We start from the raw sequence: 20,151 nt of genomic DNA, 5'->3' as shown, positions 1-20,151 counted from the left end.
CGCAAGGCATTCCTGCCATCCTAGGGGTTTGACGCTGTTGAAGCGCAGAAGGCGGCGATCTTCAAGCCGAATCATTCTGCAGCTAATGCTAGACAGCTAGACAACATTTGGATAGCCTTTAGGCACAAGTTCCGATTGTGACTGCGCTCACTGCCGGAAATTTCCAGTAACTGTCATTCCATCCGGCCGGCGCGGTCCGGGCGGAGGAGCGGAAGCTGAGGCGCGAATCCCGCGGCACCGGTGCTGGTGCCGCCGTAGACAGGAGCATCCAAGTGACCATAACCAGAGGCCGATCAAAACTGGCCGTGCTCGCCGCAGCGTCGCTGTCGGTGGCAATGCTTGCAGGCTGTACGCAGGGCGGTGAATCCGACGGCGGTTCCACCGACGGCGGCAACGCTGAAGCTATTACCGTTTGGACCGCGGATACCCTCCCGGACCGTGTGGCCAAGACCAAGGAAATCATCGCCAAGTTCACCGAGGAAACCGGCGTTGAGGTTGAACTCGTCGGCGTTCCGGAGGACCAGTTCAACCAGGTCCTGACCTCCTCCGCAGCGGCCGGTGACCTGCCGGACGTCATCGGCTCCATCTCGCTGGCCCAGGTCCGCACCCTCGCTGCCAACGACCTGGTTGACCCCGCCGCCAACAAGGCTGTGGTGGAAACCCTCGGTGAAGACACCTTCACCCCGCGCGCCCTCGAGCTGACACGCGACGGCGATGAGCAGCTGAGCGTGCCGGACTCGTCCTGGCAGCAGCTGCTTTACTACCGCAAGGACCTCTTCGACAAGGCCGGCATCACGGCGCCGAAGACCTACGACGACATCAAGGCCGCAGCCGAGAAGCTGGATTCCCCGGAACTTGCCGGCCTGGTGGCCGCCAACAAGCCGGGCGAAGCCTTTACCCAGCAGACCTTCGAGCACATCGCCCAGGGCAATGGCTGCGAAATGGTCAACGACCAGGGGGACATCACTTTCGACAGCCCCGAGTGCGTGCGCGCACTGGAGTTCTACCGCGACACCCTGAAGAACTACTCGGTGCCCGGTGCCCAGGACGTGGACACCGTTCGTGCGGCGTACTTCTCCGGCAAGGCCGCCATGGCGATCTGGTCCACGTTCATCCTCGATGAGATGGCCGGACTCCGCGACGACGCCATGCCCACCTGCCCCGAGTGCAAGGCCGACCCCGCCTTCCTGGCCAAAAACACCGGCGTAGTCACCGGCATCCAGGGCCCGGATGGCGATCAGCCGGCCCAGTTCGGTGAGGTCGTCTCCTGGACCATCACGGAGGGTTCAGCCACTGAATCCGCCCAGAAGTTCGTGGAGTACTTCATGAGCACGGGCTACGCGGACTGGCTGTCCATCGCTCCCGAAGGCCGGCTCCCGGTCCGTGCCGGCAACGCCGACAACGGCACCGAGTACGCGGACAAGTGGAAGGACATGCCTGCCGGCGTTGACCGCAAGGAACCGCTGGGCAAGTTCTACTCCGAGGACGTGCTCTCCATCCTCCAGAAGGGCCCGGACGAGCTGAAGCGCTGGGGCATCACCCAGGGCCAGGGCGACCTGGTGGGCGCGGCACTGGGTGAACTCCCGGTCGCCAAGGCCGTCAGCGACGTCACCTCCGGCGGCGTCGACCCGGAGAAGGCAGCCAAGCAGGCCGCCGAGACCCTTCGTTCCATCCAGGGTTCATTGAAGTGAAACTGAATAAGGACGCCCCGGCAGGGCAGGCGGCACGCGCCGCCGCCCTGCCGGGGCGCCGGCCCCGGCGTTCCCCCATGGCCAGGGAGGAACAGCGGGCCGGCCTGACCCTGCTCTCGCCCACCCTTGTCCTGGTTCTGGTCATGGTGGTCCTGCCGATTCTCTGGACCATCCTGCTCGCCTTCCAGAAGGTCCGGATCCTGAACATCCGCTCCGTCGGACTCTTCGGCCCGTACACGGTGGCCAACTTTGACCAGGTCTTTTCGGGCTCTTTCTTCCAGGCGCTGGGCACTACCCTGGCGTACTCCGTCCTGGGCACCACCGGCGCCATCCTGCTCGGCCTGATCGCCTCGCTGGCGCTGCGCAAACCCTTCAAGGGCAGGACGCTGATCCGGGCCTCCATGCTGCTGCCCTACGTGGCACCGATCGTGGCTGTCACGTTCACGTGGGCCACCATGCTTGACCCTCAGTTCGGCGTGGTCAACTACTGGGGAAAACGGCTGTTCGGCTGGGAGGAGTCCATTCCCTTCCTGAGCGAGCGCGTCCGGGAAGTAAGCTTCCTGGGCCTGCAGATCGAGGTACCCACGGCCCTCATCGCCGTGATCCTTTTCGAGGCCTGGCGCTCCTTCCCCTTCGCTTTCCTCTTCCTGACGGCCCGCCTGCACGCGGTGCCGGACAGCCTGGAGGAAGCCGCCCGCGTGGACGGCGCCACACCCATCCAGCGGTTCTTCTACATCATCCTTCCCCAGCTGCTGCCCACCATCGCGATGCTGTCGGTGCTGCGCTTCATCTGGACGTTCAACAGCTTTGACGACATCTACCTGCTCACCGGCGGCGGCGCCGGCACGGAAGTGGTGGCCGTGACGGTCTACAACTTCCTGACGGCCCGCGGCGACATCGGTGCGGCCTCCGCGCAGGCGCTGGTCCTGGCACTGATCCTGGGCCTGTTCGTCGGCATCTACATCAAGTTCTTCACCAGGAAAGAGGAGGTCTCCTGATGGCGGTACCCGTTGAGACCAGGCGCACTTCCTCCAGGAGGCCGGAGGGCTCCGGGGTGTCCCGCGACGTTGTGGAGACCAAGATATTCGGGGTCCTGCGGTGGGTAGTCATTGTCGGGCTGCTGCTGGCGACCCTCTTCCCGTTCTATTACATGTTCATCCTGTCCATCCGGCCGCTGGAATCGCTCTTGAGCGACCCCGGCTCCCTGGTGATTCCATTCCAGGAACTGAACTGGAGCGCCTACACGTCCATCATGGCCACGCAGGAGGACGGCGGTCATGGCTTCCTGAAGTTCATGGGCAACAGTGCGATCGTGGCGCTGGGGACCGTGCTGATCTCGCTGCTGGTGGCTATCCCGGGTTCCTACGCCATCAGTCGGCTGAACTTCTTCGGCCGCCGCCAGGTGAGCGGCCTGTTCCTGGCGGTCTACCTGTTTCCCAGCATCCTGCTGGCCATCCCGCTATTCACCTTTTTCACCAGAATCGGCCTCCGCGGCCAGCTGGTGGCGCTGCTGATTGTGTACGTGGCACAGGTGATTCCGGTGACCATCTATATGCTGCGGAACTACTTCGACACCATCCCCACCAGCCTTGAGGAAGCCGCCGCGCTGGATGGCTGCAGCCGCCTGGGAGTGCTGCGGAGGATCAGCCTGCCGCTGGCCATGCCGGCCATCGTAAGCAACGGCCTGTTCGTCTTCATGATCGCGTGGAACGAATTCCTGTTCGCATTGCTGTTCCTGGTGAACTCGCGCCCCAACTGGACGGTCTCACTGGGCCTGTCACAGCTGGCCGGCAGTATTGAGGTGCCTGCCACGGTCCTGATGGCCGGTTCCGTGATCCTCACGCTGCCGATCATCATTATCTTCTTCGCCGCCGAACGACTTCTCACCGAGGGCCTGACAGCGGGAGCTGAGAAGGGGTGACGGGCAAACACGCACAGGAAAACATGCAGGAAAACACGACGGCGGCGCTCACCGAAGAGGTGCGGAACCTTCTCGAGGCGCACTGGCGGCCGGAGCACGGCTACTCGGTGCCGAACCCCGGCACCTATCCGCATCTGTGGCTGTGGGACTCCTGCTTCCACGCCATCATCTGGGCGAAGCTGGGGGATGCCCGCGCCGTCAAGGAACTCGATGCTGTCCTGGCCGGGCAGCTGGAGAACGGGATGGTCCCGCACATGCGGTATGGCGGAGAAGGCCCGGACACCTGGCTGGGCCCCCTCACCCGGACGTCCTCCCTCACCCAGCCGCCCATGTTTGGCCACACGATCAAACTGCTGGCGGACGCCGGCATCGCCTTGGCTCCGGAAACGCTGGCCAGGGCGAAGGCCGGGCTCGACTGGCTGTGGGACAACCGGCGCACCCCCGAGGGCATCATTTATGTGGTCCATCCCTGGGAAGCGGGCAACGACCACTCGCCGCGCTGGGACGACTGGGGTGCCCCCGGCCGCACCAGGGAAGGGTACAGCCGTCCGGCCCGCACGGCCTGGAACAAAGAGCGGATGACCGAGGTCACCTTCTCCGAGGACGGTGCCGCCCACTGGTCCACCAGCTTTGTGGCGTGCCCCGCGGCGTTCAACGCCTACACGGCGTTCAACATGCGCGAGCTGGCGTCAGTGACCGGCGACAGGGAGCTGGCGGACCGGGGGGACGCCATTGCGGCTGCGATGGACGAGCATCTATGGGATGCCGGCGAGCAGCTGTGGTCCGACCTGGCAGTGGTCGGCGGCGGACCTTCGGCCGCCATCCCGATCAGCGACGGCGTCATGGGTGCCCTGGTCACCGCCGATCCGGACAAAGCCCGCGCCGCCCTGTCCCAGCTGTGGGACCCGGTCCGCTTCGGGGCCGAGTTCGGCCCGGCGAACGTGGTCCGGCAGCACCCGGCCTACGATCCGGACACCTACTGGCGCGGCCCGGCCTGGCCCCCGCTGAACTACTTGTTCCAGCGGGCTTTCCTCGGTCAGGGCATGGCGCGGGAAGCCGAGGCCATGGCGGAGGTCACGGCGAAGGGCGCCATGGCCAGCGGCTGGGCCGAATACTGGAACCCGGAGAACGGGCGCGGCCTCGGCGCGGTGCCCCAGAGCTGGGCGGGTCTGGTCATTGCCATGCAGCAGTAGCCACGCGGAGGACGGCGCGGGCCAGGCAGGCGTGGCCCGCGTCGTTCGGATGCACCGTGTCGTCGTCCAGCATGGTGGCCGCGTCCCAGTCCGGAGCCTTCGCCAGCACAACCTGCGGGTACCCGCCAGCCACCCGGGCCAGCATCCCGTTGTAGATGTCCACCAGTTCGTTGGAGCCCTGGTTGTGCGGGGCGTAAAGACTGTAATCCAGCAGGTGCGGCTGCACGACGGCCACCGCCAGTGCATCCGGGGACGCGCTCCGGAAGGTGTTCAGGATGGTGCGGAGCGCGGCGGCGTAGTCTTCAAGGGTCGACGCCGAGTCCCCACCCAGGCGAAGATCGTTCAGCCCCGTCATCAGCAGGTACAGGGCGGCCGGCGGGGGAGGGTCAGCCAGTACCAGGGCGGCGGTTCCGGTGCTGCTGCTCCCGCCGACACCGCGGTTGTCCAGCTCCAGTCCCAGACCGGCCGCCACCCGGGCCGCCAGGCACGTTTCCGGTGCGGACGCGCCGTCCCCGTCAATCCACGAATGTCCGTAGGAAACCATCAGCCGCATTGCGGCAACCACCCTTCTCCTGGCTCCGTCCGGCAGGCGCCGGGCGGTTCTGGTAACGTTATCAAACCAAGCAAACCGATCGGAAGACCATGAGCCACAATCCTCCCCGGCGCTACGACAAGTTCCCCACCGTGACCGTTCCAGGCGACCACCGCGCCTGGTCAGGCGCAGACGCCTGGCGGGAAATTGCCGCCCGGGGCACCCGGACCATCGTGGTGGACACTTACCCTGGCACGGACCTCCCGGAACTGAAGCGGTGCATCGCCGAGGCACTCCCCGGCCACCGCCTTCTCGACGTAGAGGAGCGGGCGGCCCGGCCCATCGCGGAAATCGACGCCCTGATCGAGGCCAACCTCACCGACGACAGGGTCTTCGGCGTTCTCAGCCACCACACCCTACGCGACTTCTACGACGCCGAAAGGCTTGCCGCGCTCGCGACGGAAGTGTCGTCGTCGGGCGCTCCCGTGGTCCTGGTGGGCTGGGGGGCGGCGCTGGTGCCGCTGCCGGAACGCACCCTGGTGCTGGCCGACATGGCCCGCTGGGAACTGCAGCAGCGGCAACGTGCCGGTGCTCCGAACTGGCGCTGCGACAACGGCGGCGAGGACAACCTGCGCAAGTACAAGCGCAGCTTCTTCGTTGAGTGGCGCGTGGCGGACCGGCACAAGCGGCAGCTGTTCGGCGAGCTGGACTACGTCCTGGACACCAACCGCAGCACCTCCAAGGCCACGCTCATCACCGGGAACACGTTCCACCGCGGAATGGCGGCCGCGGCGTCGGCGCCGTTCCGGGTGGTGCCCTTCTTCGACCCCGGCGTATGGGGCGGGCAGTGGATGAAGCATGTCATCGGCCTGGACAGCGACGCGGACAACTACGCCTGGTGCTTTGACTGCGTGCCGGAGGAGAACAGCATCCTGCTCGACGTCGGAGGGACGGTCATCGAACTGCCGTCCATCGACGTCGTGTTCACCCAGCCCAAGGCGCTCCTTGGCCAGCAGACCTACGCGAGGTTCGGCGCCGAGTTCCCCATCCGCTTCGACTTCCTGGACACCATGGAAGGCGGCAACCTTTCGCTGCAGGTGCATCCGCTGACGGACTACATCCAGGACCGCTTCGGCATGCACTACACGCAGGATGAGAGCTACTACCTCCTGGACTGTGACGACGACGCGGTGGTGTACCTGGGGCTGAAATCCGGTACGGATCCGGATGACATGTTGAAGGCCTTGAGGAAAGCGTCCGACGGCGGCACATCCTTCCCGGCCGAAGATTACGTCAACGCGTTCCCGGCCAAGAAGCATGACCACTTCTCCATTCCCGCCGGGACAGTCCACTGCTCGGGTGCCAATTCGATGGTGCTGGAGATTTCGGCCACGCCCTACATCTTTACGTTTAAGATGTGGGACTGGGGCCGGCTGGGACTCGACGGCCGCCCCAGGCCCATCCACGTGGACCACGCCAGCCGGAACATCCAGTGGGAACGCGACACCGAATGGGCCCGCGAACAGCTCCTTGACCAAGTGGAACAGATCGGGTCGGGGCCGGGCTGGACTGAGGAACGGACCGGCCTGCACGAGCTGGAATTCATCGAGGTTCGCAGGCACTGGTTCACCGATATGGTGGAGCACCATACGCAGGGCACGGTGAATGTGCTGAACCTGGTGGAAGGCCCCGAGGCGGTTGTCGAGAGCCCGGACGGCGCGTTTGAACCCTTCGTGGTCAGCTACGCCGAAACGTTCATCATCCCGGCGTCGGTGGGTGCCTACACGATCCGTCCGCATGGCAGCGGCGTGGGCCGGAAGCTGGGTACCGTGAAGGCCTTTGTGCGCGGGACTCAGACAGCGTTGCCGGCCGCCCTCGCCCAGTAGGCGGCACCCACCAGCCCGGCTTCCTCTGAGCGTTCGGCCTTGCGGAGGGGGAGTCGGGCCAGGCCCGGCTCCACCGAGGCGATGCCCCGCCGGAGGGAGGGTTCCACCAGGTCCCAGGATCCGGTCATGGACCCGCCCACCACCAGCACCTCTGCCCCGAAACGTTTGAGGTAAGGAGCGGCGGCGGCGCCGGCCGCCCCGAAGGCATGGTCCAGCACCGCTGCCGCCACAGGGTCCCCGGCCCGGGCGGCTCCGGCGATTTCCCGCACGTCCGGGGTGCCGGCGTCGTGGTTTTCCCCGGGCGCGGCTGCGGCCGCGTAGGCCCGACGGATCGCACGCCGGGAGACGGTGTCCTCGAGGGGGAGCCCGCCATACGTCAACAGGTAGCAGCTTCCCTCCGGCGGTACTTCACTGCCGCTCTTCACCGGGACTCCGTCGGCCAGGAATGACGAACCCACGCCGGTTCCCAGGGTGATGCACACGGCGCGCCGGCTGCCGCCCGCAGCGCCAAGGGCCACCTCGCCGATTCCGAAGGCGTCGGCGTCATTGAGGAAGCTGATGCTGCGGGCCGTCGTGCCGAGCCTTCGGGCCAGCTCCGCACCTACATCCACGCCCTTGAGCTCATCGAACTTTCCCACGTGCTCATACAGCGCCACCCCGGCCGCGTAATCGAAGGGCCCCGGCAGCGCCACCCCCCAGGCTCCGCTGTGGGCGGCGCCCAAACCCGCAGCTGCCGCCGCGATCGCGTCCAGGAGGCCGCCAGCAGGAGCATGTGCATCGAGGCCGCGCCGCACAATGCTGTCCTGTGCCACCCGCCACCCGCCACCGGGACCATGGACCAGTGCGGCGGTTACATGCGTGCCGCCAATTTCCAGCACGGGTGTTGGTGGAAGGGGATGGTTCACGCGGTGTCTCCTGGCTGTTGGTAACGTTGACAGCGTCCGGCGCGAAGCGGCCGCGGCGCACGTCCATTGCAAGTCTTCGGGGTGAAAAAATGTCCGGCACCACTACCAACTCTGCGCCCACCGTCCGGGACGTCGCAGCCCTGGCCGGTGTCAGCCCGATGACGGTTTCCCGGACCATGGCCGGCGGCCGCAACGTCCGCCCCGAGGTGCAGGACCGCGTGCGCGCTGCGGTGGAAAAGCTCGGCTACCGGCCCAACCAGAGCGCGCGGAACACCCGCCTGCGCAAGCCCACCGGCCTCATCGGGGTGGCTGTCACCAACCTCGCCAACCCCTACTACGGGCAGTTCGCCCTCGGTGTCGAGGAGGTTGCGGCCGCATACGGGAGGCAAATCGTCATGGGTACCAGCGGTGGCGATCCCGGGAAGGAAGACCGGCTCCTGGCGGAGTTCGCGGACCGCCAGCTGGAAGGCGTGATCCTGGTGCCCGCGGGGCGGGACCTTGCCGCACAGAGCGTGCCCGGAGCGAGGGCCCTTCCCGGGGCCGGTGCGCTTCCCGTGGTCCTGGCCACGCGGACCGTCGGCAACACGGAATACGACGCCGCCCTCGTGGACGACGTGAACGGGGCTGCGGCGGGAACCGCGGTGCTGCTGGCACAGGGCCATCGGCGGATCGGATTCATCGGCGACCTCGCGGGCACGTCCACGGCGCAGCGGCGCTACGAGGGATTCCGGCAGGCCCTCGAGGACGCCGGCACGGCGTTTGATGAAGGCCTTTTGGCCGCCGTCAGGGACACGGCATTGGCGGCAGCCGCCGTGCACCGGCAGTTGGCCTGCCGCCAGCCGCCCACAGCCTTCTTTTCGGCCAACAACCGGACCACGGTGGGCGCGCTGCGCGCCATCTGCGAGTGGCGCACGGAAGGGCACGATGCCGGCGTGCCGGCGCTGGCCAGCTTCGATGATGTGGAGCTCGCCGACCTCCTGGGCATTCCGCTCACCGTGATGTCCCACGATCCCCGGCGACTGGGGGCCGCGGCCGCCAGGATGCTCTTCGAGCGGCTGGAAGGTAAGGCGGGTCCCGAACCGCGGGTGGTCCAGCTGCCGGTCAGCGTGCACAGCTATTAGGTCCGCTCAACTGCGATCCGGCGGCCGCCCTCCCGGGCGGACAGGGCGGCGGCTTCAACGATCGCCTGGATCTGCACGGCCCGCTCCACATCGACGGTGGGCGTCCTCCCCAGCCGGACAGCGTCGGCGAACTCCCGGCGAAGGATGGGCCAGCATTCTGCATGGTCCATCCCCTCGGTGGTGTAGTCCAGGGTCCCTGCGGGGGAGTAGACGCTGAGTCTGGTCCTGACCGCCGGCAGCTGCACGGATCCGGACAGTGACGCCTGGCCGGTGGCACCGCCGGCATGGAAGGTCGTCAGCGCTGCGTAGTCCCGGCTGCCGTGGGCGCTGACCGCCTCGATCGGTCCTGCCGCAAGCTCCATCAGGTCCAGCAGGTGCGGGCCAAGGTCATACAGGGCGCCGAGCTCGTCCCGCCAGCCCGTCTTTCGCTGGCCCGAAGGCAGACCTGCGCTCAGGAAGCCGCCGGCCAGGAAACCGCCGTGAAGGTAGGTTCCGGTGATGCCCAGCACCGGCGCCTCCTCGCCGAGTTCGGCAGCGGCGGCCAGGAAGGACCGGGTCCGCGGGTGGTACCGCTTGGTGAGGACGACGGCGTTCGGCGTCCGGTTGCGCCGCACGGCCTCGGCCACCGCTGACGCCTGCTCCAGCGAGCCGCCCAGCGGCTTTTCCAGGAGCAGCGCCAGGCCGGCATCGGCTGCCCGCGGGGCAAGCGCGGCCTGGACGGTGGGCGGAGCCGCGAAGTCGACCGCCTCGCAGGAAGCCAGCAATTCCTCGAAGGATTCGAATGCGCGGACTCCGTGCTGCGCGGCCAGCGCGGCAGAGCTGCGGCCGCCGCCGGACCAAATGCCCACCGACTCCGTTTCGGCTCCGGCAGTGTGGAGCGGAGCGTGCATGGTGGCGGCCCACTGGCCCGCGCCGACCAAGCCGACCCGGACCGGGGGATAGCTGGCCGCTGAGGGGGCAGGAGCAGGGGAGGAAGTCATGGGAAAAACGTACTGCAGATTCTGCATAATTTCTATACACAAGTGGGCTAGTTCTTATGCTAATGTCGATTGCATCACATGAGTGCATCCACTCTTTCCGACGTCAAAGGACCGCCCCACAGTGTCCCGATTCCTGCGAATAGCGGCGCCCCGCAGCGTCGCCATCATTGATCAGCCTCCCGCGCCGCTTGAGCCGGGCCAGGTCCGCATCAGGACCATTTACTCCGGTATCTCCGCCGGCACCGAGCTGACCGCCTATCGCGGCACCAACCCCTACCTGACCTCCGTGTGGGACCCAAAGTCCCGCCTCTTCGAGCCCGGCCAGGAGTCCCTTGGATATCCGCTGGACGGCTGGGGCTACTCGGAAGTGGGCGAAGTGGTGGAGGTTGCCCCGTCTGTCCGCGCCGGAACTGAAGGTGCCGAAGCGGACCCGCCCGTCCAGCCCGGCGACGTGGTCTGGGGCATCTGGGGCCACCGGGACGAAGGAATCCTCGCGGCAGAGCAGCTGCGGGGCCACGTCCTGCCACCCGGCGTGGACCCGATGTCCGGGGCGTTCGTCCGGGTGGGCGCCATCGCACTGAGTGCTGTGCTTGCGGCCGACCTCGGACCGGGTTCCACGGTGGCCATCTTCGGCCAAGGAGTCATTGGCCTGCTGGCCACCCGCTTCGCGGTGCTGAATGGCGCCAACGTGATAGCCGTGGACGGCATCGAAGCGCGGCGCAACAAGGCCCTGGAATGGGGTGCCGGCCATGCGCTTGCGCCCACTCCGCAGCTCGCGGGAGACATCCGGCGGATCACCGCAGGGGCGGGCGTGGACGTGGCCATCGAGCTGAGCGGAAACTACAGGGCCCTGCATGAGGCAACCCGCGCGGTGGGAGCTGACGGTACCGTCATCGCCGCAGGGTTCTACCAGGGCGAGGCTGCAGGTGTTCGCTTCGGTGAAGAGTTCCACCACAACCGGGTCCAGCTCCTGGCCTCACAGATCGGTTCCGTCCCCAATCGGCTCCGTTCCCGCTGGACGGTCCCCCGGCTGCAGCAGACGGTTGCGGACCACCTCGCCCGCGGGCTGGTGGACGCCCCCTCGCTCGTTACCCACACCTTCCCCCTGGCTGATGCAGCCAAGGCCTACGAACTCCTGGACACGGATGCCGCATCCGCCCTCCAGGTTGTATTGGAGTTCCCATGACCCTCATCACCGTGCAGGAGCAGCACCTTCCAGGCATCAGCCTGGAAGAGAAATTCGAGCAGGCCGTGGCCTGGGGCTATGACGGGATCGAGCTCCGCTCCGCCGGGGACCTGCAGTTCCAGGCGCGGCTGCCGGAACTGCGCCGGGCGCGCCAGGCCGGGGTCGTCATGCCCACCGCCTGTGTGGACATGACCCACTTCGTCGGCGCGTTCGACGCTGACCTGCGGAAGGACGCCGTCGCCCAGCTCAAATCCCAGCTGAGCGTCATGGCGGAGATCGGCGGCCGCGGCGTGATGACGCCCGCGGCCTACGGCATGTTCTCCAAGCGCCTCCCGCCGTTCGTCCCGCCCCGCACCGACGAGGAGGACACCGCCGTCCTGGTGGAAGCCTTCACCGCGCTGGGGGAGCACGCCGCGTCCGAGGGCGTGGAGATCTACCTTGAGCCGCTGAACCGCTACGAGGACCACATGGTCAACCGTCTTGCCGACGGCGTGCGGCTGCTGAAGCTCGTCGGGCTGGAGTCCGTGAAGCTCGCGCCTGACACGTACCACATGAACATCGAGGAAAGCGACCCGGCCGCCGCGCTCCAGGCCGCCGCCGCCTTCATCGGCCACGTCCAGGCCAGCGACTCCAACCGGCTCGAGCCGGGCGCAGGAAACATCGACTGGGCACTGTTCGGCGCCACCCTGAAATCGATCGGCTACCAGGGAACCGTGGCGCTTGAATCGCGGCTGTCCGGGCCGGCATCGGACGTTCTCCCGCGCGTCCCCGCGCTGCTGGGGAGGTACCTGTGAACACCCCTGCCACAACTGACGACGGCGGAACGGCCGCGGGTGCCGCGGCTGCGGTCGGCGCACGGCAGATTGCCGCCCAGTCCATTGCCGTCCTGGAAGCCAACTGGCGCACGACCCACACGGTTCCCGCCGGCGGCCTGTACCCGCACCAGTGGAGCTGGGACTCGGCCTTCATCGCCATCGGCCTGAGCCGGATTTCCCCGCGGCGGGCCGGCCAGGAGATGGACGCCCTTTTCGCCGGCCAGTGGGACGACGGCAGGCTGCCGCAGATCATTTTCGATCCCTACCGCGACGCGGATTACGCCCCCGGCGCCTCGTTCTGGCAGTCCAGCCGGATCCCCGGCGCCCCGAAGCACGTTGAAACTGCCGGACTGGTCCAGCCGCCCAACCACGCCTGGGCCGTCTGGAAGATCCACCAGGCCGACCCCGCGGAATCAAGGCGCCGCTCCTTCCTGGAACGGAACTATTCCAAGCTGGTGCACTGGCACGAATACCTCTCCGGGCGGCGCGACCGCAACGGATCGGGGCTGGCATGCATCGTCCACCCCTGGGAGTCGGGCACGGACAACTCCCCGCTGTGGGACACCGTGATGAAGCGCATCCCCGGCAACTGCAAGACCGTCCTGAACCGGCCTGACCTGCAGCACGCGGATGCCGGCGAGCGCCCCAGCCAGAAGGAGTACGGCAAATATTTCTGGATGGCGGAGCGCTACCGCGACCACAACTGCGATGACGCGGATCCGGACTATCCCTTCCTGATGGAGGATCCGCTCTTCAACACCCTCCTCGCGGTGTCGGAACTGGCGCTGGCGGAAATCGCCGGCGAACTCGGGCTGCCCGCCGGGCCGCACCTGGAACGTGCCCGCGGGATCAGCGCCGCGCTGGAGGCCCTTTACGTTCCGGAACTGGGCTGCTACTCCGCCCGCGACGCCACCGACGGAACCATGGTCCACAAAGCCACGGTCAACGGCCTCATCCCGCTGCTGCTCACGGAACTGCCGCACGCGGACGCCCTGCTGGAGACCCTCTACGGCCCGCGCTTCATGGGGAACAACGCCCTCATGGTGCCCAGCTACGATGCCACGGCAGAGGACCACAACCCCGCCCTGTACTGGCGCGGCCCGGCCTGGTTCAACATGAGCTGGATGGTCTCCGTCGCACTGGAGCAGCAGGGCCACACGGAGAAGGCCGCCTTCCTCCGCAACAACATTGCCCGGCTTGCCGCGGAGCAGGACTTCCCCGAATACGTGGACCCCTGGACCGGGGCCGCGCACGGCACCCGGAGCTTCAGCTGGACCGCCGCCCTCGCCCTCGAAACCACTTACCACGGGAGCCCGTCATGACCGCCGTTCCTCCTCCCTCAGCCGTCTCGGTCCTGGTGGCCCACGGCGCCATGATGCGCGGCGCGGCGGACGGCAGCGTCGGCACCGCCGACGCGCCGGCGCAGGGAACCGAAGGCCTCTACGTGGCGGACACCCGACTGCTGTCCCGCTGGATCCTGGAAATCGACGACTCCACCTTCTGGGACGTCGGAACAGTCCGTAGCCCGGGCCGCCGCGACACCGCACTCAGCCCCGTGGCTCGCCGCAACCAGACCCACGATCTATTCGTCTTCCGCAGCCAGGAACTGGACGCGGCAGGCCTGACCGAGACCCTCTCCATCCGCAACCTGGGCCGCGAACCGATCACGGCGCGGCTGGTGCTGCGCGCCGGAACGGACTTCGCGGACCAGTTCACGGTCCGGACGGACGGGCGCACCTTCGACCTCAGCGGCGCGGCCAGCAGCCTCGCCGTGGACGACGACGGCTCCCTCACCTTCGACTACCGGCACACCTACCGCGTGCGTACTTTCACCGCCGGTACCCGGGTAACCGCCAGCATCCCGCCGTCGGTCCGCCGGGAGCCGGCAGCGGACCGCTTCGTGGGCGCGGTGCTTTCCTGGGAGCTGCCGGTGGGCCCGGGCGAGTCCCGCAGCCTCAGCATTGCGGCGCGGTCCACCGCAGCCGGAAGCACGGCCAACGCAGCCACAGCCGCAGGTGCCGACCGGACGGCAGCCGGTGCCGGCGTCGTGCGCAACCCTGAGGGAAGCGCCCTCCGCAGGCAGTGCCTGACCGATCTCGACTCGCTGCTCATGCCCTGCCCCGTCAAGCCGGAGCTGACCATCCCCGCAGCCGGCCTTCCGTGGTTCCTGACGCTGTTCGGCCGGGATTCGCTGCTGTCCACGCTGTTGACGCGGGCGGAGCGGCCTGAACTCCTGGCCGACGTCCTGCGGGCCATGGCGGCGACGCAGGGCACCGTCGATGATCCGTCCCGCGTGGAACAGCCGGGCAAGATGGTCCACGAGGTTCGTATCAGCGAACTGGCCCAGCTGGGCGCCGTTCCCTACGGCCGCTACTACGGCACCGTGGATTCAACGCCGCTGTTCCTGATGGCTCTGGGCCAGGTCAAGGACCCGGCGCTGCTGCGCGAACTCGAAGCGCCGGCACGCGCGGCCGTGGACTGGATGCTGGGGGACGGCGGCCTCCGCGCCACCGGCTTCCTCCGCTACACCCCGGACCCCAACGGGCTGCTGCACCAGGGCTGGAAGGACTCGTTCGACGCCGTGGCGGGAGCGGACGGCCGCCAGCCCGAGGGCGCCATCGCCCTGGCGGAGGTCCAGGGCTATGCGTGGCGGGGCCTGCGCGAATGCGCCCGTGTCGCTGCGGAGCACTGGGGAGATACCGCCTGGGCGGAGACCCTCCGCGTCCTCGCCGACGAGCTCAAAGCCCGTTTCCGGAAGGCTTTCTGGATGGAGGTCCACGATTTCCCCGCTCTCGCCGTGGACGGTGAAGGCGTCCAGGTGGACTCCCTCGCGTCCAACGCGGGCCACCTGCTGTGGGCCGGAATCCTGGACCCGGAGGACGCCCGCGCCGTGGCTACCCGCCTGCTTGAGCCGGATTTCTTCACCGGCTGGGGCATCCGTACCCTCGCCGGGGACCAGTTCTACTACCACCCGATGTCCTACCACAACGGGTCCGTATGGCCGCACGACACCATGCTCGCCGCCGAAGGCATGGCCGCCTACGGTTTCCTCGACGAGGCCCGCAAGGTGGCCGGCGGCATGCGGGATGCTGCCGCGCACTTCGGCAATACGCTCCCGGAGCTGTTCGGCGGGTTCTCCCGGACCGACTTCCCGGTCCCGGTCACGTATCACCACGCCGGCTCCCCGCAGGCCTGGGCGGCTGCGGCCGGGCTGACGGCGGAGCGCCTCGCCGGTGGCGACAGTGGAGCCGGAGGTGAGTAGGTTGCGTGAGCGTCCCCGCGCCGAGGGGCGTCCGCGGACGACGGCGGGACGCGCCGGCCGTGGCAGTCCTGCCACCGGCGCCGCCCAGGTTCCTCCATCCACCGGGGTCAACGCTGCCCCGGAAGCGCGAAGCGCCGGCATGGTGGAGGTCCGGGTCAAGGACAAGGCCCAGCTGCAGCAGGCCCTGGCGGATGCGGTCCGGACCGTCGAGGAGGCGGCCGAGCGCTACGGCACCGGCATCATGATCACCGACGTGGGGGACGGCTGCTACGTGGTCCGTGCCCACCCCGCCGTGCCGTTCGGGCTGGTGCGGGAGCAGCCGGGCGGGGCCTAGCCGCTTCCGGAAACGTCCGTTTTGGACGCGCAAAGTTGCTCTCGACGTGGCTATTCAAAGGCGCACCTCATATCTGAGGTGCGCCTTTGCGCATGCGCGTCGAACCCGAATCTGCGCGTCGATAGGAAGCCCGGCTTACTACCTCTGGCGCTGCCGCTCCTCCGTGCCTAGACTGGGCGGACCCCACTGACCATCGGCCGCGCCGGTGAGAGCGTCCCGCCACGACCCAGCCGAAGACAACGGCTGGTGCCCGGTTCGCAGTCCTGGCCGAAGGGGCGCGTCACTACCCAGTAATCATGGCTGTCCGCACGCGGTCAGCCTGGCCAGAGGAGAGACAAATGACAGGGAACAAGGCAGTCGCGTACAAGGCTCCTGGCGAGGTCGAACTTATCGACATTGACTACCCAAGTTTTGAACTGAAGGACGGGCCGGGTGTTAATCCGGACAACGTGGGTCGCCCGGTGCCGCACGGGGTGATCCTAAAGACCGTGGCCACCAACATCTGCGGTTCGGACCAGCACATGGTGCGCGGCCGCACCACGGCACCGGCGAACCTCGTGCTCGGACACGAAATCACGGGAGAAGTGGTTGAAGTCGGCCGCGATGTCGAATTCATCAAGGTCGGCGATCTCTGCTCGGTGCCCTTCAACATAGCCTGCGGGCGGTGCCGCAACTGCAAGGAGCGCAAGACCGGCATCTGCCTGAATGTGAACCCGGACCGGCCCGGCAGTGCCTACGGCTACGTGGACATGGGCGGCTGGGTGGGAGGCCAGGCCAACTACGTGCTGGTGCCTTACGCGGACTGGAACCTGCTGAAGTTCCCGGACAAGGACCGGGCCATGGAGAAGATCCTTGACCTGGCAATGCTCTCAGACATCTTCCCCACTGGATTCCACGGTGCCGTGACAGCCGGCGTGGGCGTCGGTTCCACGGTCTATGTCGCCGGTGCCGGACCGGTAGGCCTTGCTGCGGCCACCAGCGCGCAGCTGTTGGGCGCCGCCGTCGTGATTGTCGGCGACCTTAACCCTGACAGGTTGGCGCAGGCCCGCAGTTTCGGTTGTGAAACCGTTGACCTGACCAAGGGTGGCCCGGGCGAACAGATCGAACAGATCCTCGGCGTCCCGGAGGTGGACTGTGGTGTGGATGCGGTGGGGTTTGAGGCGCGCGGGCAGGGACACGGAAAAGACGCGGAGGAAGCCCCGGCCACGGTGCTGAACTCCCTGATGGATATCACGGCTGCCGGTGGCGCCTTGGGCATTCCCGGGCTCTACGTCACCGGAGATCCCGGCGGTGTTGACGAAGCAGCGAAGAAGGGGTCGCTGAGCCTGAGCCTGGGCACTGGCTGGGCCAAATCGCTCAGCTTCACCACGGGCCAGTGCCCGGTGATGAAGTACAACCGCCAGCTGATGATGGCCATCCTGCATGACCGGGTGAACATTGCCAAGAATGTCAACGCCAAGGCGATCTCGCTGGAGGACGCACCGAAAGGCTATGCGGAGTTCGACGCGGGCGCTGCAACGAAGTACGTCCTGAACCCGAACGGTTACCTGAGCTGACAGGCGTATCCGAAAGCGCACCTCGTATCTGAGGTGCGCTTTCGCATATGTGGGGCGAATGCGGATCTGCGCGTCGGGGCGGGTCATGAACTCGCCCGGGAGTCCCGCGTAGACCAGACTGTTACCGTGAGCAACGAGCCCCGGACCGCACTGGCCGTCGCCGGCCTGAGCCTGGGCACGGCCCTGAACCCGCTGAACTCGTCCATGATTGCCGTGGCCCTGGTGGTGTTGCGCGCCGATTTCGGGCTCGATGTCGCCGGTGTCACGTGGGTCATTACGGCCTTCTACCTCGCCTCCGCCGCCGGGCAGCCCGTAATGGGCCGCCTCGCGGACAGGTTCGGGCCCCGCCGGATGTTCCTGCTGGGGATGGCACTGGTCGCCGTGACGTGCGCGCTGGCGCCGTTCGCGCCCAACTTCGCCCTGCTGTGCGTCGCGCGGGCCGTCATGGCGCTGGGCACCGCGGCCGCCTATCCCAGTGCCGTGGTGATGGTGGGGGCCATCGCCGCCCGGGCCAAAGTTGAAGCCGCCCGCCCGCTCGGCAGGATCCAGATGGCCAACACCTCCGCGGCCGCCGTCGGCCCGGTGGCCGGCGGGCTGCTGGTGGGCCTGGTCGGCTGGGAGGCGCTGTTCCTCATCAACGTGCCGCTGGCGCTCGCGGCCCTGCTGATTGTCCGGAAGGCCGCGCCGCCGGACGGTTCCCGCGAGCGGGGGAGCATGGCCGAGCTGCTGCGGGACTCGGATATTCCCGGGATCACCGCCTTCATCGCGGCGCTGCTGCTGGTGATGATGTCGGCGCTGAATGTCGCGCCGGACTACCGCTGGTGGATGCTCGCCGCCGGAACTGTCATCGGTGGACTGTTCGCCTGGCGTGAGCTTCGGTTCGGCAAGCCGTTCCTGGACCTGCGGCTGCTGGGCAGGAACCGGCCGCTGATGCTGGTCTACCTGGGCTTCGCGGTGTTCAGCAGCGTCTACTACTTCGTTTTCTTCGGCCTGCCGCAGCTCCTGCAGGAGTCCGGCGGATACAGCCCAGCCGTCGTGGGCCTGCTCATGTTGCCGCTCGCGGCGATGTCCGTCGTGGCCACGCCGTGGGCAGTGCGCGCCATGGGAAGGTTCGGCGTCCGCCGCGTGCTGATTGCCGGCGTCGTCCTCTTGACGTTGGTGGCCGCCCTGATGTGGCTCCTGACAAGCACGCTGGTGATTCCCGTCGTCGTGGTCCTCACGGCGCTCATGGGCGTGCCCTACGGCGTGCTCGGCATCGCGACGAACCAGGGCATGTTCATCTCCAGCCGTCCGCAGGAGCGTGGGGTCGCTGCCGGGATTTACCAGACGTGCCGGTATGTCGGTGCGATCACGGCCACGGTGATGATCGGAGTGTTCGCGTCCGGCGGCGTGCACCAGGACAGCTGGGCGCGGATGGTGGCTGCCATGCTGGTCCTCTGCGCGGCGACGCTTGCGGTGTTCCTGGTGTGGCGGCCGCGGGCGGAATAGCCGCCGGACCGGCCAGCGGAAGCTGCGCACCGGCCGGCGGCGCCACCGAGGCCGTACCAGCCCACGTCAGTTGCGCGCAGCCAGGTGCTTGTCCCGGTCCTCGAACACTTCCTCGCCGGGGCCGCTGAACGCGCGCGAACGTTCCACGGCCTCCAGCGACCCGGTGAACAGCTGCGACTCACCCCGGTCGGGGCGGCGTTCCAAACCCTGTCGGGAGGAGGTACCGCCGTCGTACTTTTCCCAGCGCTGGTGGGGAAGCGACTCCGGGTGGCCCTGCTGCAGGAAGGTGACCATGGCTTCGCGGATGAGGCAGCGCAGGTCGAAAAGTGCGGCGCTGTCCGCGGCGCTGACCAGGATGCGGACGCGGACGAATCCGCCGGTGGCGTCGGTAATCTGCAGGATGCCCACGCGCCCGTCCCAGAGGTCGGTGTCCGCCAGCACCCGGCGGAGCTCGGCGCGCATATCCTCCACGGGGGCGCGCCAGTCGAGGTCGAATTCCACCGTGCCCATGACGGCCGACTGGCGGCGGGTCCAGTTCTCGAACGGCGTCGTCGTGAAGTACGTCGAGGGCAGGATCAGGCGTCGGTCGTCCCAAATATGCACCACAACGTATGTAAGGGTGATTTCCTCGATGCGGCCCCACTCCTTCTGGACTACCACCACATCGTCCACCCGGATGGCGTCCGTAAACGCCAGCTGCATGCCCGCGAACACGTTCACCAGGGACGTCTGCACGGCCAGGCCCGCCACGATGGAAATCACCCCCGCGGACGCCAGCAGCCCTGCGCCCAGCGCCTGGATGGCGGGAAACGTCAGCATCACCGAGCCCGCGGCGATGACCACCACGAGGGCTACGCCGATGCGCCGCGCCAGGATGGTCTGCGTCCGCAGCCTCCGGGCTCTGCGGTTGTCCGCCACGTCCACGCTGTAGCGGTCCAGCACCACCGCCTCGAGGATCAGCAGCACCGCCACCGCGAGCCAGGCCAGGGACGAGATCAGGCCGATGAGCAGGAAATGGTCGACGGCGGCGTGCCAGCTTTCGTGCGCCGCCGTCAGTCCCAGCGCGGCGCGGACGCCGACCAGGCACAGTGCCAGACGCAGGGGTTGGCGGGCCACCCGGGAGGCGGTGCGCAGCCCGGGGCGCTTGCGGTTGAGCCGGAGGACGATCCGGCGGAGCAGCCAGGACAGGACCAGCCCGGCAGCCACCGCAACCGTCACGGCGATGAAGGGCATGGCGGGGTTGAGTAGGTCTCGCATCCCTTAATCACTATCAACCGGCCG

17 protein-coding genes are annotated in these 20,151 nt (G+C 67.7%); 13 read left to right on the top strand and 4 right to left on the bottom strand.

Features of this window, described 5'->3' with window-relative positions; translation table 11 throughout:
• Positions 1–272: 272 nt before the first annotated feature.
• The 4 genes from ACIQCN_RS10640 to ACIQCN_RS10625 are packed head-to-tail and all read left to right on the top strand — an operon-like array spanning position 273 to position 4,805.
• The gene (locus tag ACIQCN_RS10640; protein ID WP_400610835.1) at positions 273–1,691 is read left to right on the top strand and encodes an ABC transporter substrate-binding protein; all 1,419 of its coding nucleotides are present in this window, start codon (positions 273–275) and stop codon (positions 1,689–1,691) included.
• Positions 1,688–2,689, top strand: a complete 1,002-nt coding sequence (locus ACIQCN_RS10635) for a carbohydrate ABC transporter permease (protein WP_400610833.1) — start codon at positions 1,688–1,690, stop codon at positions 2,687–2,689. Before ACIQCN_RS10640 ends, ACIQCN_RS10635 begins: the two co-directional genes overlap by 4 nt.
• A complete protein-coding gene (locus tag ACIQCN_RS10630; RefSeq protein ID WP_377215053.1) occupies positions 2,689–3,612 on the top strand; it encodes a carbohydrate ABC transporter permease in 924 nt (307 codons plus the stop codon). The genes ACIQCN_RS10635 and ACIQCN_RS10630 overlap by 1 nt, the downstream gene beginning before the upstream one ends.
• Positions 3,609–4,805, top strand: coding sequence for an MGH1-like glycoside hydrolase domain-containing protein (locus ACIQCN_RS10625; RefSeq protein ID WP_400610831.1), 1,197 nt, complete (start codon positions 3,609–3,611; stop codon positions 4,803–4,805). Before ACIQCN_RS10630 ends, ACIQCN_RS10625 begins: the two co-directional genes overlap by 4 nt.
• Here the strand turns inward: ACIQCN_RS10625 and ACIQCN_RS10620 are convergent.
• Positions 4,786–5,370, bottom strand: a complete 585-nt coding sequence (locus ACIQCN_RS10620) for an SGNH/GDSL hydrolase family protein (protein ID WP_400610829.1) — start codon at positions 5,368–5,370, stop codon at positions 4,786–4,788. The two genes, ACIQCN_RS10625 and ACIQCN_RS10620, sit on opposite strands and share 20 nt — an antisense overlap.
• A gap of 77 nt (positions 5,371–5,447) precedes the next feature.
• Between ACIQCN_RS10620 and ACIQCN_RS10615 the strand changes: the two genes are divergently transcribed.
• A complete protein-coding gene (locus ACIQCN_RS10615) occupies positions 5,448–7,223 on the top strand; it encodes a class I mannose-6-phosphate isomerase (RefSeq protein ID WP_400610827.1) in 1,776 nt (591 codons plus the stop codon).
• On the opposite strand, the gene ACIQCN_RS10610 is transcribed toward ACIQCN_RS10615, so the two are convergent.
• Positions 7,190–8,128, bottom strand: coding sequence for an ROK family protein (locus ACIQCN_RS10610; RefSeq protein ID WP_400610825.1), 939 nt, complete (start codon positions 8,126–8,128; stop codon positions 7,190–7,192). The genes ACIQCN_RS10615 and ACIQCN_RS10610 overlap by 34 nt on opposite strands.
• Before the next feature lie 89 nt (positions 8,129–8,217).
• On the opposite strand from ACIQCN_RS10610, the gene ACIQCN_RS10605 reads away from it, so the two are divergent.
• A complete protein-coding gene (locus tag ACIQCN_RS10605; RefSeq protein ID WP_400610823.1) occupies positions 8,218–9,249 on the top strand; it encodes a LacI family DNA-binding transcriptional regulator in 1,032 nt (343 codons plus the stop codon).
• Here the strand turns inward: ACIQCN_RS10605 and ACIQCN_RS10600 are convergent.
• Positions 9,246–10,229, bottom strand: coding sequence for a Gfo/Idh/MocA family protein (locus ACIQCN_RS10600; protein ID WP_400610821.1), 984 nt, complete (start codon positions 10,227–10,229; stop codon positions 9,246–9,248). The genes ACIQCN_RS10605 and ACIQCN_RS10600 overlap by 4 nt on opposite strands.
• A gap of 121 nt (positions 10,230–10,350) precedes the next feature.
• Between ACIQCN_RS10600 and ACIQCN_RS10595 the strand changes: the two genes are divergently transcribed.
• From ACIQCN_RS10595 to ACIQCN_RS10565, 7 genes are all read left to right on the top strand, one after another.
• Positions 10,351–11,415 carry a zinc-binding alcohol dehydrogenase gene (locus ACIQCN_RS10595; protein ID WP_400610819.1) on the top strand — a complete coding sequence of 355 codons (1,065 nt, stop codon included), beginning with the start codon at positions 10,351–10,353 and terminating at the stop codon, positions 11,413–11,415.
• On the top strand, positions 11,412–12,209 hold the full coding sequence (locus tag ACIQCN_RS10590) for a sugar phosphate isomerase/epimerase family protein (protein ID WP_400610817.1): 798 nt from the start codon (positions 11,412–11,414) through the stop codon (positions 12,207–12,209). The genes ACIQCN_RS10595 and ACIQCN_RS10590 overlap by 4 nt, the downstream gene beginning before the upstream one ends.
• Positions 12,206–13,552: an MGH1-like glycoside hydrolase domain-containing protein gene (locus tag ACIQCN_RS10585; RefSeq protein WP_400610815.1), complete on the top strand. Its 1,347-nt coding sequence runs from the start codon at positions 12,206–12,208 to the stop codon at positions 13,550–13,552. Before ACIQCN_RS10590 ends, ACIQCN_RS10585 begins: the two co-directional genes overlap by 4 nt.
• Positions 13,549–15,492 (top strand): glycogen debranching N-terminal domain-containing protein, encoded by a 1,944-nt coding sequence (locus tag ACIQCN_RS10580; protein ID WP_400610814.1) that lies wholly within the window; start codon positions 13,549–13,551, stop codon positions 15,490–15,492. Before ACIQCN_RS10585 ends, ACIQCN_RS10580 begins: the two co-directional genes overlap by 4 nt.
• The gene (locus ACIQCN_RS10575; protein WP_400608017.1) at positions 15,485–15,826 is read left to right on the top strand and encodes a hypothetical protein; all 342 of its coding nucleotides are present in this window, start codon (positions 15,485–15,487) and stop codon (positions 15,824–15,826) included. Before ACIQCN_RS10580 ends, ACIQCN_RS10575 begins: the two co-directional genes overlap by 8 nt.
• A gap of 338 nt (positions 15,827–16,164) precedes the next feature.
• Positions 16,165–17,382, top strand: a complete 1,218-nt coding sequence (gene fdhA / locus ACIQCN_RS10570) for a formaldehyde dehydrogenase, glutathione-independent (protein ID WP_400608014.1) — start codon at positions 16,165–16,167, stop codon at positions 17,380–17,382.
• 126 nt (positions 17,383–17,508) lie between these two features.
• On the top strand, positions 17,509–18,870 hold the full coding sequence (locus tag ACIQCN_RS10565) for an MFS transporter (RefSeq protein WP_400610813.1): 1,362 nt from the start codon (positions 17,509–17,511) through the stop codon (positions 18,868–18,870).
• A gap of 66 nt (positions 18,871–18,936) precedes the next feature.
• Here the strand turns inward: ACIQCN_RS10565 and ACIQCN_RS10560 are convergent, their stop codons facing one another.
• The gene (locus tag ACIQCN_RS10560) at positions 18,937–20,127 is read right to left on the bottom strand and encodes a mechanosensitive ion channel family protein (protein ID WP_400610812.1); all 1,191 of its coding nucleotides are present in this window, start codon (positions 20,125–20,127) and stop codon (positions 18,937–18,939) included.
• Positions 20,128–20,151: the final 24 nt, after the last annotated feature.

The organism is Pseudarthrobacter sp. NPDC092424 (assembly GCF_044754925.1).
Lineage (GTDB): Bacteria > Actinomycetota > Actinomycetes > Actinomycetales > Micrococcaceae > Arthrobacter.
This window is presented reverse-complemented; position numbering and strand designations above follow the sequence as displayed.